Below are 21449 nucleotides of genomic sequence, written 5' to 3' on the forward strand. Positions count from 1 at the left end.
TCTTTTAGCACCTCTTTGTCAGTAAATTCTTGCTGCAAAAGATGTTACTATCGCTATTAAGTCCTCTGCCAGTTCTCTGTTAATATCTTCTTCGTTTTCTCTGCCATTTAACACTATAAGTTCTACCCCAAAACTCTCCATGAAAAACTTAAGATATTCAAATCCAAACCTTGCAAGTCTGTCGGGATACTCTATTACAACTTTTGCAACTTCTCCTCTTTTGATTTTGTTCAAAAGTCTTAATAGTCCTCTCCTGTTTTCATTCACTCCGCTGGCTATTTCAGATATAACTTCATACTGCCAACCTTGCGACTTGGCATATTCTTCAAGTCTTCTAATTTGGTTTTTAAGGTACTCTTCTTGCTTTTTAGTGGAGACTCTTGCATACAAAACAACGGTTGGTTTTGGTTTTTCCTCTATCATACCAAGTAGCTTTTCTATGTCTTCTTTTTTATACCTTCTCCTTCCCTTCGGTGTCCTGAGAGGTGCTATTAACCCTTCCTTCTCCCAGTTTATTAGTGTTCTTCGGCAGATAGCATGTATCTCTTTAATTTTTTGAATACTTAGCAACATTCAACATCACCTATTCAAAATTATACCTTTTTGCATTGTTATTTTTAACTGTTGTGACCTCCTCTTTTCCTGAACTCTTGAGCACTCATACCTTTGTGTTTATGAAAAACTCTGGCAAAAGTGGAATATGAATCAAAACCAACCTCAAGAGCTATGTCTGTTACAGGCTTGTCGGTTGAAAGAAGCAAACTGCATGCGTGCTGAAGCCTCACTTCATTCAAAAAGTTGTGAAAGTTGCTCCCAACAAGCTTTTTAAAAAGCTGGCTTATGTAAGAAGGACTTAAGTGAAACTCTTTTGACAAGGTTTTCAGGTCTATGTTCTGGTTATAATTTTTATGTACATAGTACACAAGCTGCCAGTAGTCGAACGGAACAGGAATGCTCTCTTCTTGAGTTCTGTTTATCACAGAGTTAGAAGCAGGTCTTTGAAAGCTTTTTTCACATACCAAATTTCTGCACCTGTCAAAATACGCAACTATTTCTAAAATCTTGGCTTTGAGTATTATCTCTGCCCACACATCCTGCTGGTTATAATATATCCAAGCTTCTTTAAAGAGCCTGTCCATCACTTCTTTTTCCTTGCCTTCAAAGTAATAATAGGGAAGGACATTTTCGTCATAACTTAAAAGAAGCTTTCCTATTTTGTAAAAAATGCTTGACGGTGCTAAAAGCTCCTCAAACGAAATGGCAACAACATAGATTGAAAGAGGGGTTTGCTCTGAATAATCTATTCTGTGAATCTGGTACGGCATGACAATTGAAAATGTGCCAGGTTTTAAACTGTAGCTGATTGAATTTATGTGTTCTGTCCCCTCGCCTTTTACAACATACATAAACTCAACAAAATTGTGCCTGTGAAGCTTAAAATACCTTGGGTCTTCCCAAAAATTCAGGGCAAACTTCTGTGGACGCTGGCTGACATAGTCAAAAATCTCTTCTATGTAAAAAAGAGGCTCTTTTTCTGGCATTTATCATTTCCCCTTAACAATTTTAAATTCTCGTGTTAATTTTCATTATACACCAATTTACAATGCAAATAAAAGTGTGCTAAAATCTTTTTGCAGTTTTTACATAGCGCTGCCCGGGTCGCAGCAACCCCGGTCAAAAAAACAAGGTAAAGGAGTGTTTTTAATGTCTGACAAATACCAGCAAAGAAGATTTGACATCTATGGGTATGAAAAGATTGACACAGAGGTCTTAGAAGCAATCCCTTATGAATACCCTGAAAAGAACACGGTAGTGGAATATATCACAGAAGAGTTTTCATCAGTCTGTCCATGGACAGGTCTTCCTGATACTGCAAAGCTCACAATTCGATATATCCCTCACCAAAAACTTGTTGAGCTAAAATCTCTCAAGTATTATCTTACCTCATACAGAAACGTTGGGATACTGCAGGAACATGCAGTAAATAGAATCCTTGATGACCTTGTAAAACTGCTTGAGCCAAAGTTTATGGAAGTGATTGGAGAGTTCCATGAACGTGGAGGAATATCAACAAAAGTAGTGGCAAGGTACGAAAAATAACACCTTGCCACTTTTTACTTTTATAATGCGATTGGAGGTTTTGATATATGCCTAAATTCATTGTATTTAAAGATTTACTTTGAATCCTCAACCTTGGTTTTACGTATGCAATATGCAAGTGAACAACGTAAATTTAATAGCTATTAGAGTAAATACTCTTTGGAAAACTGAACTGTCCAGTATATATAAAAATTATAACTTCGTATTTATCGCCTTTGCATAGATTACTGCAGAACAAGCACAAGGAGGATTACCACAAACTGGACAAAAATATCCTTTTTCTAAACTTTCCTTTTCCCAATATCTATTTATTTCCAAATATTTCTTAAACCCTAACAATGTTAATATTCCCCCTATGTTAATTACCTCACCATTTTTCCAAGCAATAGAAAATACTGATTGCACTCCTCTTTTTACAAGCTCATTATAACAGTCTTCTACTAATTTTTTCCCAATACCATATCCTTGATAATTTTTCTCTACTGCTACAGTTTTTATTACTCCAATTTTATCAGAAAGGCGTAAAAAGCGTGGTATTTTAGCAGATTCAACTTTCAGTAGCGATTGTAATTTCTCTGGGTTTATTATAAAACCCAAGCAAAATCCTACTATTTTGCTTTCATCGCTACAATATGCCACCTTACATATGTAATCTTCTTTGCTATCTATCATTTGTTCTATATCATTATGATTTAAATAATCTTTCCCTAATTCTTGGTCAGAGATTTCTATTATTTGGGGAATATCTGATTTTTTCATATTCATAATTTTTACTCCTGTGAGAATAGGATAAAATTCATACCTTCCTGAAGTTATTTTACCATTTACAGAATCGTATCCAGACCACAACCCCACCATCCTTCTTTTATTGTCGACTTTCAAGAAGAAATTACCTATCCCCTTGTCAATAGGGTCCTCTGCATAATAAATACCATAAATGTGACCGTTTGATGAAATCTCCCCCTCAATTATCCAACTTCTTTTGTCTTTGGGCATGTAAGTTTTACCAAATATTTTATTTCCTTTTTGCTTTAATTCTGCCGGCGCAGTACAAATAACTTTTTTCCCATCTATTTCATCTTCAAATTTTGTAATATAAAAGCCTTTTATGGGAAATTTTCTCTCAATTATTTTTTCTTTAATCTTTTTGTACAGGTAGTTTATGAAACTTACAATAAAGCCACCCAATAAACCAATAAAAATATTTTCCCAAGCTATTCCAAGAAATTTGTCCATTATGGTTATTTCCCCCTTAATTACAATCAACCTTCTACTTTAAATATATTGGATTATATTAGGGATAATATTAACTAAAACTCGGAAAAATTTAATAACATTATTAAGGTCTCGACTAATCACTGTTATTAAAAAAAAGCTTTGCCATTTCTATCTTTAATATTAAATTCTACAAATATTGAAATGTAATATATGAATCAAGCCCAAATTCTTGTGTAAAATCTCCTCTAGTTAGAATATAAACTTTTTTCTTTTATCTTAATCAATCTAATAAAATTTCATATAGGCTTTTTGTAAGTTAAAATTTGCAAGTTTATGTTTATAACTTCTAAAAATATCTTTAGCAACCTTTCATAAAATATCAGCCATAATAAAACTTATCTCCCTAAAATAACTTCTTCTTTTAACACTTCCTCTCGTCAATAAAAAATTCCTTGCTCTTTCTTATTTGTTTTAGAGGCTCAAAATTGAATGCTTAATTGCTAATCTTTTTTATTTTAAAAACTCCAGCAGTTCATTAGAGTTACTTTTTGGCATTTTCTAACATTCATACTCTTTAAAACTCTTAATATTGTAACATACCTCTTAATGGTTAAATTTATAACCGCTCCTTTCATGCTATTGACAAAAGGAGATAGACCCCAACTGTAATTCAATAATCACCTCTTCTTTAAGTAATACCTGATTTTTATAGTTGAACTCATACCACTAGGAGTTGTATACAAAACTTGATTTCAGCCTGCATTTTCTCATACAAAATTCTGTACAACTATGGCATCCTGTTTTTCATGCCTAATTGCTTGTGAATATCACCTGAAACCAACTCAATATAATCTTCCTCCCGCTTTTTTGCTTCCTGCAACAATTTTTCTATGTATTTCCTTGTATTATCTATCGTTTTTTCAAATCAGAGAGTTCTTCAGCCGCTTTTGTTTCTTTTTCAAGTTTAATCAGCCTCTCTAACTCTGGAATCCATTCTCCTAGTTCCTTGCCTTTAAGAGGAATCCAAAAATAGCTTAGATATGGCAACAGTTTTTCATAGTAAGATTCTCCTACCAAAATAATAAATTCATCATGCACTAAATCAGAAAATTTCTATAATTCGTTTAATATCAAATATCCATATCTCTGTTGCTTTTGGATGTTTTACCTCAATGTTTCATTATAAGGTCAATAATCATTTTCTCTTGTACCAAACCATATTTTTGCCGAAAAAATAAATATTTTACTTATCTGAAATAAGTTTTGTAAAATTATATGCTAACCGAAATCGCGGACTTTCTGAATATATTTCACTTGGTGGACATTTATATGTATTCTTAACACTCGTACAGAAATATAATGTTATTTTTTGCCATAACCTCTTCACCTTTATTTTCCTCATTTTTATATTAAATATCAAACCTCAAAAACATACAGATTCGTTTTTGCCACCATAATAATAGCTGCAGTAATTTCTTTCATTTAACACCTTACAGTATTTTCTAGATTCATCTATCTAAAAGAAAATCCTTCTGTGATTAAGCTATTCAATATCATCTTTAAATATTTTGACCAGCTTTGTTAAAAATATTTGTTTTAACTCCTAATTATAATCAAATAGAGTAGTGCAAAAGAAGTCTCTCCAGTAGTACGTTTGGAGAATAAAGTGGAAAGTTGCGAGTACAAATCGTGGGTAGTTTATAGTCATTTTGCAAGTTCCTCAATAACCTCAACATTAACTTCTTGGAAATTCAGTTTCTCTGCAGCTATGTATAGCGTACACCTATCAATCAATATCATGTCGTTTTTGACTTCTATATATTTACCATAACCGACGGTACTTAAATACTAAGTTTTAAATTTTACATGGAGATTTATTATTACTCGCTTCCACTTTCTTGACTTTAGCATTTTTCTTACTTGCTTGGTTTTGCCGTACTTGCTTTTCTAACTTTTTTTGAAATACCTATTCGCTAGGTTGGAAATGTTTTGGATAGTTCCAAATTGCTTCTTTGATTGTCTTCTTCACTTCAGGGTTTTTTTAAAATCCTTTCAATATTTTGGCATCCAAACAAAGTGGCAATTTATTAAGAATTTAGCATGTCGAGTCGATTTGTAAGTATTCGTTAATGTATGCCCTTCCATTTCTTATAATTTGCCTTAATTATATCATATTAGATTCTCAGATTCAAACATTGTATTCATTCCCGCCTTAAAAGAACAAGGTTTTTGCAAAACTTTTTGCAAATTCTATGTCTGACAAATACCAGCAAAGAAGATTTGACATCTATGGGTATGAAAAGATTGACACAGAGGTCTTAGAAGCAATCCCCTATGAATATCCTGAAAAGAACACGGTAGTGGAATATATCACAGAAGAGTTTTCATCAGTCTGTCCATGGACAGGTCTTCCTGATACTGCAAAGCTCACAATTCGATATATCCCTCACCAAAAACTTGTTGAGCTAAAATCTCTCAAGTATTATCTTACTTCATACAGAAACGTTGGGATACTGCAGGAACATGCAGTAAATAGAATCCTTGATGACCTTGTAAAACTGCTTGAGCCAAAGTTTATGGAAGTGATTGGAGAGTTCCATGAACGTGGAGGAATATCAACAAAAGTAGTGGCAAGGTACGAAAAATAACACCTTGCCACTTTTTTAATCCTCTATATGTTGCTGAAAATCTCTTCAGTTGACATTTCAAAGCCTGGCAAAGCTGAAGATTTTACCACAGCTGGATGAAAAAATATTCTGCCTCTGTCAAATCCACCTTCTTCTGCTTGTGTAAACACAGCCACGCTTTTTTCCTGAGGATTTACAATCCAGTACTCTTTTGTACCATATTTTTCATATAGTTTTAGTTTTATAAGATAATCCCTTGCAGATGTGTTTAGATAAACAACCTCTACAATAAATTCTGGTGCTCCTATAATCCCTTTTTGATCAATCTTAGATTTGTCACAAATGACGAATACATCTGGCTGCACAACGTTTTTTATATCCTTATCTTCAGCTCCTTTTGGGGCAAGTATCACATCCACAGGCGAAATGAAAGGTATGCATTCTTTTCCTTGCAGAAAAATCCTCAGTTTATGGTATATGTTCCCGCACACATGCTGATGAAAAATCGAAGGAGAGGGAGCTAAATTGTACAGCCTTCCCTCGATAATTTCATATCTGTTATCATCTTCTATATTTTTGTACTTATCATAATTGAATTCTTCTAAAATGTAGTCTTCCATAATACAAAAGCACCTTTTCAGTATGTTCTTTTCTACTTTTAATTATACACCATAAAAATTCTGTCAGCCAGCTTCTTTCTATTCAGCCCCTTCAAATATATTCACCACAAACTGCAAATTGTCAAGTCTAAAGAGTGAAAAATTGTCCCAGAAGATGCAGCTTCCACATACAATTAGCTTTCCACCGCTTTCAAATCTTTTTTGAGCGATAAGCACAGGCGATTTTTTGCCGCTGTCTGTGAGGCTAGTCTTTCTTGCTTCAAGCACAACCTCAGCTCCATTTCCAACCTCAAGAGGAGCTGAGTACGGGAACACAACCTCTTTGACACCTTTTCGGTAAAGTTTTACTTCATCTGTTGTTATTATAAAAAGATCATCTTCTAAATGGTGTATCTCATCCTTTATGCCTTCTGGCAATATGTTTATCCCATAATCCCTTGTTATACTATTGCAAATCTCAGAAACACCGTCTTTGTTTTTGAAATGTGCTGTAAAGATGATCTTCTTGCCCTTTTGCTGCAAAGCCTCTCTTATCTTTTCCTTCTCTTCATTGCTGAAAGGATTTTCTGGATAGTTGAAAACTATGACATCATACTCAAAAAGCCTGTCAAAATTGTCTACCTCTTCAATCTCAATATTTCTTTTGCAAAGCTCCTTGTAAAGTCCTGAAAAGTAATAGCCATCTGTGAGCAGAAACTCTTGATGTGTTGCGCTCCATGCAACTTTCATTTTCTTTCTCACCCTGTGTGCTGTAGTTTTTTAAATATGTGGACAAACAATTTTTTCTTAAGTACTTTATATAATTTATTTTACCACCCTCAAAATTCTTCTCAAAAGCCTTAAAATATACAAAATTGTCCTTCCCAGGTGTATTAATTTTTTGTCATAAAGTGATATTATTATATATGTAATTTTTAAAGCTTGATAGTTCATGAAATTTCGAAGGGAGCGATTGACAGGGACTATGCACACTCAAGAAGACAGAAAAATAAATAAAAACATACTCATTGGAACAACATTATCTTCTTTTTTGATACCGTTTATGTCAAGCGCAGTCAATATTGCCGCACCAGATATAGCAAAAAGTTTTAAACTCAACACTGAAGAGCTGAACCTTGCAATAAGCATATTTTTGATATTCTCTGCAGCCTTCATTCTTCCCATGGGAAAGCTCTCTGACACATTTGACAGGACAAAGATATTCAAAACCGGATTTTTGCTGTTTACACTTTCAACCCTGATGTGTGCACTTTCAACTTCAATTAAAACACTTTTAATTTTTAGGGCATTGCAAGGCTTTTTCTCAGCATTTACATTTGTAACATCGATGCCAATTTTGATTGAAAATCATTCTCCGCAAATAAGGGGAAGGCTTTTGGGGATAAACACAGCAGTTGTGTACTTGGGAACATCCTTAGGACCTTTTTTAGGTGGTTTACTTGTAAAACTTTGGGGATATAGAAGCATATTTTTGTTTGGATTTGCCATAGGACTTATTGGTTCATTTGTGAACCTGTTCTTGCTTCAAAAAGAAGTGAAAAATACAAGACAGGCAAAACTACTTGACAGCCTCAAATTGCTTGACAAACTGGGCACAATCCTGTCAATGACAGGTCTTTTTCTTTTAATGTACGGAGCCTCCACATTTGAACTGGGAAATACATCTAAAATTTTGTTCTTTGCAGGGTTAATTTTGATGGTAATTTTTGTTGTCGTAGAGGCAAAACTTCAAAATCCCATTCTGGATGTAAAACTGTTTGTAAAAATCCCTCAGTTTGGGTTTTCAAACTTGGCAGCGTTTATAAACTACAGCTGTACATTTTCTGCATCTTACCTTTTGTCGCTGTACCTTCAACTTGTAAAAGCTCTGCCATCCCAGCTTGCAGGCTCTATTTTGATTGTTCAACCACTGTCGCAGGTTATTACTTCATTAATTTCCGGCAGAGCCTCTGAAAAGATAGAACCAAGAAAGCTTGCAACATCTGGCATGGTTTTGACCACAGCTGGTCTTTTTATTTTTTCAACTTTCGCTGCTAAAACAAACCTTGTTATTGTTATTTTAAATCTGTTTATCATGGGAATTGGTTTTGGACTTTTCTCATCGCCAAACACAAATGTTGTTATGAGCTGTGTGCCAAAATCACTCTATGGCACAGCATCATCAACAATATCTGTCATGAGAGTTATAGGACAGGCATTCTCAATGGCAATTGTTTCGTTTGTATCAATCATGTTCTTAAAAGGTGTAAAGCTTTCGCACGAAAATTCTATCCTGATTTTAAAGAGCATGAAGACAAGCTTTTTGGTGTTTGCAATTCTCTCTATTCTGGGAATTGTTGCATCATACAAAAGAGGAAATATTTACTCTGAAGTAGAACAAAGCAAATAAAGGGGCAGCTCAAACTCTGGCTACCCCTGTTTTTCTTATATCTTTTATTCCAATGCTTTTATATCCTCAACAACTGGATTTGATTTAGGACTTTGAGGATTTGTCTTAAAAGTCACCTCAACGTCGGTATTTTCATTAAAGTAAGCTAATTTATCGGAAACATTACTAATCTGCAAAACTATGTGTTTTTGGTCAAACACAAACTCTGCAAAGTTGTTGTCTGCAAGTCCCACAAACTTCCCTTTTAAAGTGACCTTGTCAGGCTTTTTTATGCTCACAATTCGTGGGTTACCACCATCTTTGGGCTTTTCAAATTCAACTTCAACAATCTCACCCTCTGAAAGATTAAGCCCCTGAGTGAGTTTCTCATCAACTTCAAATTCTTTGAAGTCAAAGTTTGTGTTAATAAGCGAAAGCTGTATAGTGTGTACATCAACATCACCGACAAACCTTGCAACAGCTTTATACACTTCAGACAAAACCTCTTGGCTTTGCTGTTGGCTTGGATTTTCTTGCTCAAGCTGACTTTGTTCTTGCTTTGGCTGATTTGAATTCTCATCTGCTTGATGAGGCTGCTGCACAATAGGTTTTTGATTGAGATACCCCGCTATGTAATAACCTGCCAAACCTCCAAGAACACATACCACTACAATCAAAACTGCAATCCACAACCTTTTTGCAGCACCTTTTTTTATTCTCATAAAAAATCCTGACTCCTTCTTTGCCAAATGAAAAGTCACATTTTCTTATATACTTATAAGTCTACAACAAAGCCTAATCAAATTCAATGGAATTTTAAGACGCTGCAAATCTTTTGTAATGCCTGCTTTGCCCTTTTCCCTGTCCAACTTTTCTACCAAGCGAAACTATAATTGACTCAATACAACCTCTGCACTTTGTTGCATCTTCATTTATGCAAATCTTTCCAGGATACAGCTCATATTTGAGCTTGTACTCAAGGTCATTTACATTTGGCATCACAATATTTGCACCGCACTTAAGACCTTTTTGTCTCCCAAGAGGGTCTAAAGTGCCAAGCGCAGTTGTTGCAGGAATATTGGCATCTGGAATCAAAAGCCTCAAAATGGCAATGCTCTTTAAAGTTAAATCCACCGAACCTTCTTTTGAGTCTTTTAGAGGCGTCTGTGGATGAGGAATAAAAGGTCCAATGCCTATCATATCTGCATCTAACTCTTTTACAAGAAGTATATCCTGTGCCAAATCATCAATAGTTTGCCCTGGAAGACCTATCAAAAAACCTGTCCCAAGCTCATACCCAAGATTTTTGATCCATTTGAGACATTCTATTCTTTTTTCAAAGCTCATTCCGGGATGATATTTTTTATATAGCTCTTCGTTTGAAGTTTCAAATCTCATTAAAAACCTGTCTGCTCCAGCATCTTTGAATGCCTTGTACTCATCATATGACCTTTCACCAATAGAAAGTGTTATAGCAACATCCACGCTACTTTTTATCTTTTTTATAATTGAACACAGCATGTCTTTGGTATAATACATATCCTCACCAGACTGCAATACAACCGTGCGGTACCCCATCTGATACGCCCTTTTCGCAACCTCTACAATCTCATCTTCCTGCATTCTGTAACGCTGAGCTTGGCTATTGCTTCGTCTCAGACCACAGTAAAAACAGTCGTTTTTGCAGTAGCTTGAAAATTCAATAAGCCCTCTTAAAAAGACCTCATCTCCAACATGTTCTTTTCTTACACTATCAGCTGTTTTGAAAAGAAGTTCTTTATCATCTCCTTCTGCCATCAGCAAAAGCTTTATCTCATCTTTTGTGAGAATATTCTCATAACATGCTTTTTCCAAGATATCTTTTACTTTCATTTTACTGGTCTCTCCTGTCAAACAGAAAATTTGAGTATTTCTATCTATTTTAATGCTTTTGATTTTATTATACCATATTATATAACGGTTTAAAAGTCTACCTTAATCCATTTTTTGCCAGAATGGTATACATATTTATTTTTGTGGTATAATTGAATAAGGAAAGAGGGGAGGAATATTCGTTGCAAAGCAAAAATAAAAAAGTAAAAAAACAAACGCCATTTAGGCTTTTTCTCAAAAGCTTTATAAGAACTATTTTAGTACTTTTGATTGCAAGCATGGCAGTTTTAATCGGTGCTGGTTTTGGAATGGTCACAGGATACATAAAGGCAATACCAGCAAATGCTCTTGATATAATAACTTCTTCTTCAGATACTCAGACAACTATTGTTTACGACCAGAGCGGAAACGAAATTGCCCGGCTTCATGGTAATGAAAACAGAATAAGAGTGCCTTATAGCAAGATTCCAAAAAATCTCATAAACGCTTTTGTTGCAATTGAGGATGAGAGGTTCTGGCAGCACAACGGGATTGACATCAAAAGAATATTCGGAGCAATATTTAAAAATATAAAAAGTGGCTCTCTTTCAGAAGGTGCAAGCACAATCACTCAGCAGCTTGTAAGAAACAAACTTTTAACATTTGAAAAGTCCTTCAAACGAAAGATTCAAGAGCAATACCTTGCCATTCAGCTTGAAAAAATATGGACAAAAGAGCAAATTTTAGAAGAATATCTCAACACAATAAATCTTGGAAGTGGGGCTTATGGTGTAGGAGCTGCGGCATACACCTATTTTGGAAAGGATGTATCGCAGCTGACTCTGGCAGAGTGCGCCCTAATTGCCGGAATTACTCAAAACCCATCATATTACAATCCTTATGTATTCCCAGACCATGCAAAGAAAAAGCAGGAAATTGTTCTTAAAAAAATGCTTGAACTTGGATATATAACCGAACAAGAGTACTTAGAAGCAATAAATCAGCCACTTGTTTATGTAAAAAAAGATATTTCTGAGCAAAGCATTTATAAACATCCTTATTTTGTCGACTCTGTAATAGATGAAGCAATTGAAATTCTATCTGAAAAGAAAAGAATTTCAAAAGATGAAGCAGAAAATTTAATCTATGGTGGCGGACTTAAAATCTATACAACAATGGACGAAAACATACAAAGTACAATGGAAGATGTCTTTTCAGACCTGTCAATTATGCCAAAGATAAAACACTACGATGCATCAGGAATACCACAACCTCAGGCAGCAGCTGTTTTGATTGACTTTAAAACAGGTGCTGTGAAAGGTATTATGGGCGGAAGAGGAAATTTAAAAGGTGTTAGGCTCTTGAACCGCGCAACAATGTCTGTTCGCCAGCCTGGGTCAGCTATAAAACCTATTGCGGATTATAGCTTGGCGCTTGAAAATGGTTATACTGCTGCAACTGTGATTGATGATGTGCCATTTTCGGTTGGCAGGTACACACCACGAAACTGGTATAAAAGTAACGTGGTTTCAGGCAAAAGGGGGTATAAAGGATTAATGACCTTGAGAGAAGCTTTGCAGTGGTCAGCAAACATTCCTGCTGTAAAGTTTGCATATAATCTTGGAATTCAAAATGTTTACAGGAATCTAAAGCGGTTCGGTTTTACAACTCTTTCTCCGCAGGATATGAACAGTCTCTCAATTGCAATTGGTGGATTTACTTATGGAGTAAAACCAATTGAACTTACTGCTGCGTTTGCTGCAGTTGCTAACAGCGGTGTGTATATAAAGCCTTATTTCATAACAAAAATTGAAGATAAAAACGGTATTATAATATTTGAAAGAACACCCTATAAAAGAAGAGTAATGGACGAAAAAAATGCATATATACTTACAAATATACTTCAGAGCGTTGTCACTTCAAGGATAACAGTAGGAGTTAAATTTTCATATCCTGTTGCAGGAAAAACAGGTACAACCGATGACAGCAAAGACAGATGGTTTGTAGGATACACTCCAAACTATGCGCTTGGCGTATGGGTTGGCGAAGACAAACCTGTTGCATTAAATTATATAACCGGAACAAACCCGGCACTGAAGATTTTCAAAGCAATAATGGACAGAGTTGTGAGCCAAAAAGGTGTAAGCTCAGAGTTTTTAAGACCTGCTGGAATTGTGGAAAGGTATGTGTGTAAAGAGTCAGGTAAGCTTGCAACAAGCCTTTGCAAACAAGACCCTCGTGGAAGTCAGGTTATAAAAGAGATATTTGTTGAAGGCACAGAACCAACAGAGTACTGCGACAAGCATGTAAAACTTAAAGTTTGCACTCAGTCTAAAAAGCTTGCAACACAGTACTGCCCAAATGTTATAGAGAAGATATTTATAAAACGTGACAATCCTATATGGCCGGGAGAATCTATTGTCCCACCTGATGATTATATGTACCAAGCACCAAATAGTTACTGTGACATCCATAAAGCACCGCAAGAGGAGATTGTGCCGCAGAAAGGCAATACCTCGCAGCTGGAGCAGCCTTCTTCACAGAGCCAGCAATCCTCTTCTGCTGAACAGGGCAGCCAGCAAAGCATTGAAGAAAACTTGCCTCTTGAAAGCAACACAACACAATCAAGTACTTATTCTTCACAGTAGAAAAAAGGGGTTAATAAATATTGAGATATTAATTGAGCAAAATAAGGCAAAACTCTGCCACACAAAGCTATACTTTACTACATAAAGAGGCTATTAACCTTTCTTTTTAGATAGCCTCTTTTTTTTTTCTTCATCTTTGTTCAGTCTATTATTCTGAACATTTTATATGCGCTGATATACTATTTGTACACATTTTCTGACATTTAAAACTATATCCAAAAATCAATTATAAATCAAATTTTATTTGTAATCATTTATTTACCATTCTTGTTATAACATTTATTTCCTATTAAAGTCATGTACTTAGTATATTCTATTAATTAAAACTTTTGTATTTACCAATTGCTGTCGACCTGAAATCCCCCCAAAAACCCCCGGGGGTCGACAGCAAAAGGTAATTTCTGGTATGTGTTGACTTTCATGCTTTTGAGGTGTATAATAGAAACAACATACTGCAGCTTGAAAACTTAACCATTTGTTCCTTGTGGCATTTTTCAACCTATCCACGGGGTTTGTAGCCTCCCCTTTGGGGATTGAAACACATTCACGCAGCTTGGGTGAATGTGTATCCTACAAGGTTTGTAGCCTCCCCTTTGGGGATTGAAACTGTCTCTCACTTCTCAAAACATTTTCTAAATTCTTGGTTTGTAGCCTCCCCTTTGGGGATTGAAACTCGCAAGGCACACTGAACAACCTTATCGTATCGAGTTTGTAGCCTCCCCTTTGGGGATTGAAACCCGCCTTTCTCAAGCAGTTCTGCACATTCTTTTTTCAGTTTGTAGCCTCCCCTTTGGGGATTGAAACTTCTGTCATAGTACCCAACAAGGTACCGTCCCGGTAGGTTTGTAGCCTCCCCTTTGGGGATTGAAACGATTTGGGAGCTGAGAACGAAACAGGCTGGGCAAAGTTTGTAGCCTCCCCTTTGGGGATTGAAACATAAAATCAAGAAAAATGCAGTGCAGCATGGTTGCAGGTTTGTAGCCTCCCCTTTGGGGATTGAAACAAGTGATACTTGAGGTGACAAAGTATAATATGAAGAGTTTGTAGCCTCCCCTTTGGGGATTGAAATCACATATCCATGGTTCATATCCTCTAAATTTTCAACAGTTTGTAGCCTTCCCTTTGGGGATTGAGGAGGAGGGGGGTGTAGCATTCCATTTGGGGATTGAAAGGAGGGGGAAGTTTCCCATTTTATAAAAATCAATTTATGCACTTAACTGAATTTTACATTTTATCTAATTCTATTTAATCTGTTACAAAAACAAAATTACAACCAAATAAAAACTTTCGTAATATTGTTAAAAATAATATTATTTTATTGAAGGGGTTGGTAAGGATGAGCGATATAAAAAATATTCAAGAGGATATTAAACATGAGGTTGCTATTGATATAGTCATGGGAGTTATCGGTGAGCTAACCAATATAAAAATTAAAATTGAAGATTTGTCTTTTGACAACGAAACAAAAGAACGAAAGATTCAAAAAATAGAAAAAATCTTAGAAATACTTTGGAAAGAAAGAGATCTCATCTATCGTGGTGATAAGGATGCGATTGAAAGGGCACTAACTGCTTATGCTCTCCTCTATTGGTTAATTGATGAAGAAAAAATTATAAACTCTAAAACCTTTTAAATCAAGAAGGGGAAAACACAAATGATTAATGAAAATCTTTATAAACTAAATAGCAAAGATCATGATGAAATCTTTTGTGAAATTAGGGAAAACACTTTTAAAAACAAAAGTCCAGTTGATTACCCTAAAATAATTATTCTTTGCGGACAACCCTGAGGAAAGGAAAAAGTAAAATAATAACATTATCAGAAAAAGGTAGGGGCTGATAATGGCAAAAAATTTAAGAAGATGGTGAAACTCTACTTTGTAGCTGAAATAAAAAAGCACCTCAGCGCAGATGCTGGGTGCTTTAACATGTTTTTTAGGAGATTGATAGGATTATAATTTTAAACATATACATAAATTTTTCATGTCATAAAATCCACAGGATTTTTTTCAATGCCAATTATTTGCCTTTCTGAGTACCATGTATTTTGAAATTTGTAGATAATAACCGAATCTTCTGAGAGGTCAAGAACTTTTTCAAGTTCAAGAATTAGTCTTCTTAAGGTTGCTTCTGATATGTTGCCTTCGAATACCGAATTTTGCACCCATGTGAGATACTGCCTGCATTTTTTCAAAGCTTTTGCCACCCGTTTTTCATTGACATCATAAACAAGAATCACAAACATAGCGCCTACCACCTTGCAACAAAAGGTTTGTATTCTATATTTTCCAAAAACAATTTTTGTAGCTTGTATGCTTCCATTCGGATGAGCCTTTTGTAACTCACTTGAGTATTTAGTTTCGGATGCGTTATAGTAGCGTAGAGCTTTTGGTTATACTCAGAGACAAACAATTTTTTGCCCTGGTCGTTCAATATAATGCCGTTTAGTTCCTTTTCAAAATGTTTTTCTCCCAGCACTTTCTTGTTAACGAGAGAAAAAATTACTCTGTCTACAATTATGGGTTTGAAGATTTCGGAAATATCTAAGTTCAATGAAAACTTGCGCTGGTTTGTGGAATGCAGATATCCTATGCGCGGGTCAAGCTGTGTTTGGTAAATCTCTCCAAGAGTTGTAGCATACAAAAGAGAATTCCCAAAGCTAATCAGAGCATTTATCTTGTCAAGAGGTGGATTTTTGCTCCTGCGGATAAATGTAAAATTTTCATCATCCAGTATTTTGTTAAAACACTTATAGTAGACTTCTCTTATATTTCCCTCTAAAGCCATAAGCGTATTTACATCATCGCATGAGTTTATGTTATGGAGCATTCTTTCGATTGTTTCTATCTCATCTTTTAGCATATTTCCACGGGAATTGTAGTACCTCAGAACCACAAGCATATTTAGAACAGCTCCTTCAACAATTGACCTTGCAATGGTAATTCTTTTGTTGTAGTCGTTGTAAAATTCTACCTGCTTGAGTATCACAATGCCTGAGTTGTAATGTTCGCGCGGATAGTATGTGCCAACGTAGTACTCATATCTGTTGAAAAAATGGACACATATATTCTTTTCTGTCATGAACTCCAAGAATCTTTTGTTTATGTCAACCTCTCCAAATATAAAAACTGATTCTATCTCTTCAACAGGAAAATACTTTTTGCCTTCATCTGTTTCAAACATGATGGTGTTATCTTTCCTTCTTAAAAACCCTGAATTGAAAACATAAAGGTCTTTTTTCACTTAAAATCACCCCGAAAATCTTTTTTGTGGACAAAACCTTTTCTTTTCAAGCAAAACAATATTCCCTGTAAGCACACTTTGGACAATACTTACAGTAGGCTGCAGGAGGCGGGCTCTCTTTTTCAATTATCGTTTCAATCTCAGCTATCATCTTATCCAATTTTTCTTCATCTTCAAGAGTCAGCTCAACCTCCTCTTTCTTCCTCTCCTCTGGATAAAAAAGCACTCCTTTTGCTGAAATTCCTGCTTCTTTTAGAATTTTTATATAAAACAAAAGCTGATACCTTGATGCTTCTTTGAACCTTGAAGACTTCTTTGTCTCACCAATCACTATCTCATCTTTGTCCTGATACAGAATGTCAAACACTGCATTGCCAAATTTTATCTCCTTCTGATCTTTACTGTAATAATACTCATGAAGAAACCTGCCAAGCACGATGTTATCGTCGTTCTCATCTGGCAAAATGCTATGTGCCATGAGCCACACCTGTCTTTTGCAGATGTTGTAATACCAGATGTAAACACCTGTCATGTAAATATCCATTTTCAAAACACCATCCTGTTTCTTAAAATCAAGCAAAAATGACATTGTCGTTTGGGTCATACACAAATCCTGTCTTAGGGCTGTAATACCGCTCACAGGATGTGGGTGGCAAAGATAATATTCCTTTCTCTTCATCAAAAATCTGGGCGTATTTTACTGGCACAGAAATTGTGTATTCAAAAAGGATATTTTTAAGTTTAAGATAGATTTCTCTTCTTTCGTAATAATCTTTAATGGAAAAAGAGTCTATATACCTTTGATAAGCATCTTCTATTTCTTCATTGTTTCTTATGATGACGCTGACATACCCACCCCGCTGCTGGATAAGACTAAACCTTGAGATTGTAATCTCTTCCTTTTCCAGAATACTGTCAAACTTTAAAAGCCTTATTGCCTTCAAAAACTCTTCAGACTTTTTAAATGATTTATTTTCTTTTATCATCCTGAAATAATTATCAATCAGCATACCATAGTCTTTTTCTTCCACTTCGGGATGTTGCAAAAGAAGCATGCTTGATATTTCAATTGCCGTGTTGCCATAAACTCTTTTTGCAAAGGTTATGCCACTTTCATCTTTCATGTTTACAACCAGCACACTACCTTGGGTTTTTTCATTGTGCCTGTTGCACCTTCCTGCACACTGGATTATTGAATCAATAGGAGCTATGTCTCTTATTACACAATCAAAGTCAATGTCTACCCCTGCCTCAATCACCTGGGTTGAAACAACAATGGGTTTTCTGCCGCTGCTCAACATATCTTCTATTTTCTTAATAACCTTTTTCCTATCTTTTGGCACAAGATTTGCTGAAAGGTAAATAACCTCTTTATTTTTGAGATTGTTTTTTATCCCATTGTAGATTTGATGCGACTGATTTATGGTGTTGGCAACAATCAAAAACGATTTTTCGTCTTCATATACTTCTTGTAAGAAGAAATCCACAAATTCAGCTACTTTTAAATCACTGTGGTGATACATAAGCTTTGTTCTGTTAAAAATTGAATAGTCACAAAACCCTGCAAGCTCACAAGCATCTTCGAATATAAGTGGTTTTGTGGCTGTCATGAGAATAATCTTGCACCTGAAAAGCTGCGAAAGTTTCCTCAAGATCTCTTCAACAAGTGGCAGAAGCTCAACCTCAATTGCCTGAATCTCATCAAGGAGGAGTACTGAATCGTAAAAAGCATGGAACTTTTTGAGCATCCTGTTTCTGTTTGAAATTAAAGTTTCAAGCAGCTGAACAAATGTTGTCACTACAAACCCAGATGTCCAGTTTTCTATAAAGCATTCTGATGCAACTTTTTCATATACTGTAATTTCATCTGTAATTTCTTTCAGAGCCTCTTCTTTCCCCTTGTACTCACCATCAGTTAGATGATGATGTTTTAACAAGTACCTGTCTCTGTTTGTTTCAAAATCTTCTATTGTTTCAAATAGCTGTTTGACAACATCATAGTTCTGGTCTATTATAGAGGTGAATGGAAGAGCATATATTATCCTTCCAGACTTTTTCAAAATTTCTTTCAGTTTTACTGCTGCAAACACTCCTGCCAAAGTCTTCCCTGTGCCTGTTGGGGTTGTGATAGAAAATATGTCTTTTTCCTTATTCTTTTCAATGTTTGAAAGTACAGCCTCAAACACACTTTGTCTTATTCTCTTCAGATTTTTGTCCTGAGTCGGTTTGATAACTTTCTCTCTTGCCACAATAAGTCTATTTAACGAAGCATAGCAGGGCGACAGTAACTTGTAATTTGCAGCTGACATCTTGTCTGCCCATATGAGAAGAGAATACAACTTTTGCTGGGCAAAATAAAGCTCAGTTCCATCTTTGAAAGCCTGCGGTATCATACCAATCATACGAATGCCATATTCAATTCTTTTAAGGTATCTCAGGATATCCTCTATAAAACCCCTTTGCTGTGCTAAAAACTTTTCAAACACATCACAAAGCCCAACCTTTTCAAGCGAAGGTTTTATATCTTCAGCATTGCACCTCAAATCCTCAATCTGAACATAGGCATCATCTATTTTCTGAATAAGGTTTATATCTGCCTTGAAATCCCCTGCAAATTTTTCTGGCAGGTTCTTGCTAATATCCTTGACATCTCCGTGATGGTGAAGAATGCAAGCGTAAATCAAAAGAGATATGACTTCATCTAAAGAAGCTGGTGGGTTCATCTTTTGTAAACACAGTCCTTTCTTTTGCATCCAGCAAAAGACCCCAAAGATGGCTGATAAAAAACCATGTTGTGAATGCTTGCTTGACACACCGCTAAGATGACTTTGAAAAAATGTTGTAAATTTCCCAAAGTCATGACAAAGACATATAATTTGCAGTGCTTCTTTTTCCCAGCTTTTTAGCTCCACATTTGCCTCCATAGCATAGTGATAAACTTCAAGAAGGTGATCATAGAGGAGCTTATCAGGATTTTTGTGAGAAAAATACTCCATGCAAATCCCCCTTTTTGCTGTAAATAAAAACTTTTACACCAAAACAAGAAAAACGCCACTTGGGACTATCCCCCAAATGGCAAAATATCTTTTACATCAACGAGACACATTCTTTTTTGTCACTTGAAAACTCTTTTATAAAATACACCTTGTCCTGCGCACTGCTATCTAAATCTACCCAGATAGGATTGAGATTTTCGTCGTTAATATACGTCTTGACCTTTGTGGCAAACCTATCTTTGTCAAAATCGCACGGCATCCTGTCTTTCATGAGGGCAAGAGAAGAAGAAGATTCTAAGCTTAAGTTCAAAGATTTTATTAAGCCTGTATCAAGCACAGTTAAAATACCTGCTCTGCTGTCTTCCCACCTGTAGGCTTCAAATTCACCCAAAAACTCAGTCTTTGCAGCAAACGGAGCACTGCCAAAGTATATAGGAAATTCTGACTTGCCACTTTCAAGCCTTGACCTTAAGTTATAATATACTTTTTCATCTTTTGGCATAACAAAAACTCTAAAACCTACAAATCCATTGTATCCAGCCAAGATCTCAAGCGGCACCTGTGTGTGGGTATTTGGATTTTTTAGTTCATTTACAGTTGTTGCTTTTATATAGTTCACCGTCTGTATAATCTTATATGTCCTTTCTATCTTTTGTACTGCAACTAAAAGGTTTTCTGCTGAGAGCACCTCATAATAACTATCCCTCTCAAAACCCAAGATAGCTGCAACAATACCTTCAATCACAGTCCTCGGTGGCACAAGATACGAAAGCGATGATGAGTTTGTATAAAATTTTCTAAAGTGAGCAAACTTGCCTTTGAGGTCAAACACTAAAAATTTCATTTTCTTCTCACCTTGTTTTTCTAAACTTCTTCAAGATCAAAAGTACCAAATGTATCTTTAAAGTCCACAACATTGCCACCGCAAACAAGGCAAAGTTCTGGGTGTTTGAAATAGTAAATCTTTGAAATTATATCTTTGTTCTTATGCAAAATCTCAGCCAAATCTGTAATATCAAGCTGAACATCTTCAATTTTTCGCGGTTTTTCGACAACCTCAATGAGTTTAATGTAATCTCTGAGGTCTCCAAGTAAGGTTTTATCGTCTACATACTCTACTCTCATGTAAAGCCTTGGATACTGACCTATCTTGCTTCTGGTTGCTAAAAGTGGAATTGCTTCTTTCATTGCTGTGTCAAAAAGTCTGATATCATCCTCAGTAAGCCCTGTTATCTTTGCCCTTCTTGCGCTCACTATCCCAGAAAAAGCTATGAAAGAGTATTTCACTCTGTAGTCTTTGCCTATAGCACCCTGCTGTTTTTTCTCATCGCTTGCAAAATGGCTTGTGATAGACGCTTCTAAAAGTTCAACCTTGTTCAATGAATATCCCCAGTTGAACTGTACTGGTCCAATGTAAGTTTCAGTTCTTCCTTTAATAGGAATTGTGGCACCAAAAAGTCTTATGTCAATGAATGTATCAAGCACGTCTAACTTATCAACTTCAGTATTTTTTTCTTTTGCTGTAGCATCTAAAACTTTTTCTGGCTTTTCACTCTTGCCTTCAATCTTTCGAACATAAATCTTTTGTCCTATATCTTCTAAATAATCACGGATATACCTTTTTACACGAACATCTGACACAAGGTTTATCTCTTTTTCCCAATCCATTCTTGGTCGATTTTCTTCATCTGGGTCACCGTTTGGATTGCAAAGCTTAGCATCATAGGTAAACAAAATCTCGCTGTTCTTATCAATAATCTTCTTTTCCATCTTTCATCA

General features: G+C 35.5%; 19 protein-coding genes and 1 CRISPR repeat array. Of the genes, 5 read left to right on the forward strand and 14 right to left on the reverse strand.

Translation table 11 applies throughout. The features are described 5' to 3' along the window. Positions 1-18: 18 nt before the first annotated feature. A complete protein-coding gene (locus CALKRO_RS12460; protein WP_013431349.1) occupies positions 19-573 on the reverse strand; it encodes an IS607 family transposase in 555 nt (184 codons plus the stop codon). Between the two features lie 44 nt (positions 574-617). After that, on the reverse strand, positions 618-1541 hold the full coding sequence (locus CALKRO_RS12465) for a helix-turn-helix transcriptional regulator (RefSeq protein WP_013431350.1): 924 nt from the start codon (positions 1539-1541) through the stop codon (positions 618-620). Positions 1542-1704: 163 nt separating this feature from the next. On the opposite strand from CALKRO_RS12465, the gene queF (CALKRO_RS12470) reads away from it, so the two are divergent. Beyond that, positions 1705-2100 carry a preQ(1) synthase gene (gene queF / locus CALKRO_RS12470; protein ID WP_013291477.1) on the forward strand — a complete coding sequence of 132 codons (396 nt, stop codon included), beginning with the start codon at positions 1705-1707 and terminating at the stop codon, positions 2098-2100. Positions 2101-2292: 192 nt separating this feature from the next. Here the strand turns inward: queF (CALKRO_RS12470) and CALKRO_RS12475 are convergent, their stop codons facing one another. Both CALKRO_RS12475 and CALKRO_RS13635 read right to left on the reverse strand, forming a co-directional pair. Continuing rightward, positions 2293-3336 (reverse strand): GNAT family N-acetyltransferase, encoded by a 1044-nt coding sequence (locus CALKRO_RS12475; protein WP_013431351.1) that lies wholly within the window; start codon positions 3334-3336, stop codon positions 2293-2295. A gap of 891 nt (positions 3337-4227) precedes the next feature. After that, positions 4228-4416, reverse strand: coding sequence for a hypothetical protein (locus CALKRO_RS13635; protein WP_162467053.1), 189 nt, complete (start codon positions 4414-4416; stop codon positions 4228-4230). A gap of 1154 nt (positions 4417-5570) precedes the next feature. Here CALKRO_RS13635 and queF (CALKRO_RS12480) point away from each other — a divergent pair. Continuing rightward, the gene (queF, locus tag CALKRO_RS12480; RefSeq protein WP_013291477.1) at positions 5571-5966 is read left to right on the forward strand and encodes a preQ(1) synthase; all 396 of its coding nucleotides are present in this window, start codon (positions 5571-5573) and stop codon (positions 5964-5966) included. 23 nt (positions 5967-5989) lie between these two features. On the opposite strand, the gene CALKRO_RS12485 is transcribed toward queF (CALKRO_RS12480), so the two are convergent. Then, positions 5990-6565 (reverse strand): Uma2 family endonuclease, encoded by a 576-nt coding sequence (locus CALKRO_RS12485; protein WP_013431352.1) that lies wholly within the window; start codon positions 6563-6565, stop codon positions 5990-5992. A gap of 78 nt (positions 6566-6643) precedes the next feature. Continuing rightward, a complete protein-coding gene (locus tag CALKRO_RS12490; protein ID WP_013431353.1) occupies positions 6644-7294 on the reverse strand; it encodes a hypothetical protein in 651 nt (216 codons plus the stop codon). Between the two features lie 235 nt (positions 7295-7529). Here CALKRO_RS12490 and CALKRO_RS12495 point away from each other — a divergent pair, with 235 nt between their 5' ends. After that, on the forward strand, positions 7530-8954 hold the full coding sequence (locus CALKRO_RS12495; protein WP_013431354.1) for an MFS transporter: 1425 nt from the start codon (positions 7530-7532) through the stop codon (positions 8952-8954). Between the two features lie 44 nt (positions 8955-8998). On the opposite strand, the gene CALKRO_RS12500 is transcribed toward CALKRO_RS12495, so the two are convergent. Further along, positions 8999-9655, reverse strand: coding sequence for a hypothetical protein (locus CALKRO_RS12500; RefSeq protein WP_013431355.1), 657 nt, complete (start codon positions 9653-9655; stop codon positions 8999-9001). A 94-nt stretch (positions 9656-9749) separates the two neighbouring features. Next, positions 9750-10805: a [FeFe] hydrogenase H-cluster radical SAM maturase HydE gene (hydE, locus tag CALKRO_RS12505; RefSeq protein ID WP_013431356.1), complete on the reverse strand. Its 1056-nt coding sequence runs from the start codon at positions 10803-10805 to the stop codon at positions 9750-9752. A gap of 182 nt (positions 10806-10987) precedes the next feature. On the opposite strand from hydE, the gene CALKRO_RS12510 reads away from it, so the two are divergent. Both CALKRO_RS12510 and CALKRO_RS12520 read left to right on the forward strand, forming a co-directional pair. Then, positions 10988-13432 (forward strand): transglycosylase domain-containing protein, encoded by a 2445-nt coding sequence (locus tag CALKRO_RS12510; protein WP_013431357.1) that lies wholly within the window; start codon positions 10988-10990, stop codon positions 13430-13432. A gap of 510 nt (positions 13433-13942) precedes the next feature. After that, positions 13943-14568: direct repeats of the CRISPR family, unit length 30 nt; unit sequence GTTTGTAGCCTCCCCTTTGGGGATTGAAAC. A gap of 200 nt (positions 14569-14768) precedes the next feature. Then, positions 14769-15065, forward strand: coding sequence for a hypothetical protein (locus CALKRO_RS12520; protein WP_013431359.1), 297 nt, complete (start codon positions 14769-14771; stop codon positions 15063-15065). 347 nt (positions 15066-15412) lie between these two features. Here the strand turns inward: CALKRO_RS12520 and cas2 are convergent, their stop codons facing one another. The 6 genes from cas2 to cas7b form a co-directional block, all read right to left on the reverse strand. Then, entirely contained in the window at positions 15413-15676 is a 264-nt protein-coding gene (cas2, locus tag CALKRO_RS12525; protein WP_013431360.1) for a CRISPR-associated endonuclease Cas2, read from the reverse strand. A 5-nt stretch (positions 15677-15681) separates the two neighbouring features. Next, a complete protein-coding gene (gene cas1b / locus CALKRO_RS12530) occupies positions 15682-16674 on the reverse strand; it encodes a type I-B CRISPR-associated endonuclease Cas1b (protein ID WP_013431361.1) in 993 nt (330 codons plus the stop codon). Between the two features lie 46 nt (positions 16675-16720). Then, complete coding sequence (cas4, locus tag CALKRO_RS12535; RefSeq protein WP_013431362.1) at positions 16721-17218, reverse strand: CRISPR-associated protein Cas4; 498 nt, start codon at positions 17216-17218, stop codon at positions 16721-16723. Between the two features lie 28 nt (positions 17219-17246). Further along, entirely contained in the window at positions 17247-19670 is a 2424-nt protein-coding gene (locus CALKRO_RS12540) for a CRISPR-associated helicase/endonuclease Cas3 (RefSeq protein ID WP_013431363.1), read from the reverse strand. Positions 19671-19761: 91 nt separating this feature from the next. Then, entirely contained in the window at positions 19762-20514 is a 753-nt protein-coding gene (gene cas5b, locus CALKRO_RS12545; protein ID WP_013431364.1) for a type I-B CRISPR-associated protein Cas5b, read from the reverse strand. Positions 20515-20534: 20 nt separating this feature from the next. Then, complete coding sequence (cas7b, locus tag CALKRO_RS12550; protein WP_013431365.1) at positions 20535-21440, reverse strand: type I-B CRISPR-associated protein Cas7/Csh2; 906 nt, start codon at positions 21438-21440, stop codon at positions 20535-20537. Between the last annotated feature and the right edge of the window lie 9 nt (positions 21441-21449).

The sequence above is a fragment of the Caldicellulosiruptor kronotskyensis 2002 genome (assembly GCF_000166775.1).
In the GTDB taxonomy this organism is placed as follows: Bacteria; Bacillota; Thermoanaerobacteria; order Caldicellulosiruptorales; family Caldicellulosiruptoraceae; genus Caldicellulosiruptor; species Caldicellulosiruptor kronotskyensis.

What these genes read in the sequence shown, in the direction of transcription:
- CALKRO_RS12460 (WP_013431349.1), bottom strand. Translation starts at nt 573, where the DNA reads ATGTTGCTAAGTATTCAAAAAATTAAAGAGATACATGCTATCTGCCGA.
- CALKRO_RS12465 (WP_013431350.1), bottom strand. Translation starts at nt 1,541, where the DNA reads ATGCCAGAAAAAGAGCCTCTTTTTTACATAGAAGAGATTTTTGACTAT.
- queF (WP_013291477.1), top strand. Translation starts at nt 1,705, where the DNA reads ATGTCTGACAAATACCAGCAAAGAAGATTTGACATCTATGGGTATGAA.
- CALKRO_RS12475 (WP_013431351.1), bottom strand. Translation starts at nt 3,336, where the DNA reads ATGGACAAATTTCTTGGAATAGCTTGGGAAAATATTTTTATTGGTTTA.
- queF (WP_013291477.1), top strand. Translation starts at nt 5,571, where the DNA reads ATGTCTGACAAATACCAGCAAAGAAGATTTGACATCTATGGGTATGAA.
- CALKRO_RS12485 (WP_013431352.1), bottom strand. Translation starts at nt 6,565, where the DNA reads ATGGAAGACTACATTTTAGAAGAATTCAATTATGATAAGTACAAAAAT.
- CALKRO_RS12490 (WP_013431353.1), bottom strand. Translation starts at nt 7,294, where the DNA reads ATGAAAGTTGCATGGAGCGCAACACATCAAGAGTTTCTGCTCACAGAT.
- CALKRO_RS12495 (WP_013431354.1), top strand. Translation starts at nt 7,530, where the DNA reads ATGCACACTCAAGAAGACAGAAAAATAAATAAAAACATACTCATTGGA.
- CALKRO_RS12500 (WP_013431355.1), bottom strand. Translation starts at nt 9,655, where the DNA reads ATGAGAATAAAAAAAGGTGCTGCAAAAAGGTTGTGGATTGCAGTTTTG.
- hydE (WP_013431356.1), bottom strand. Translation starts at nt 10,805, where the DNA reads ATGAAAGTAAAAGATATCTTGGAAAAAGCATGTTATGAGAATATTCTC.
- CALKRO_RS12520 (WP_013431359.1), top strand. Translation starts at nt 14,769, where the DNA reads ATGAGCGATATAAAAAATATTCAAGAGGATATTAAACATGAGGTTGCT.
- cas2 (WP_013431360.1), bottom strand. Translation starts at nt 15,676, where the DNA reads ATGTTTGTGATTCTTGTTTATGATGTCAATGAAAAACGGGTGGCAAAA.
- cas4 (WP_013431362.1), bottom strand. Translation starts at nt 17,218, where the DNA reads ATGGATATTTACATGACAGGTGTTTACATCTGGTATTACAACATCTGC.
- CALKRO_RS12540 (WP_013431363.1), bottom strand. Translation starts at nt 19,670, where the DNA reads ATGGAGTATTTTTCTCACAAAAATCCTGATAAGCTCCTCTATGATCAC.
- cas5b (WP_013431364.1), bottom strand. Translation starts at nt 20,514, where the DNA reads ATGAAATTTTTAGTGTTTGACCTCAAAGGCAAGTTTGCTCACTTTAGA.
- cas7b (WP_013431365.1), bottom strand. Translation starts at nt 21,440, where the DNA reads ATGGAAAAGAAGATTATTGATAAGAACAGCGAGATTTTGTTTACCTAT.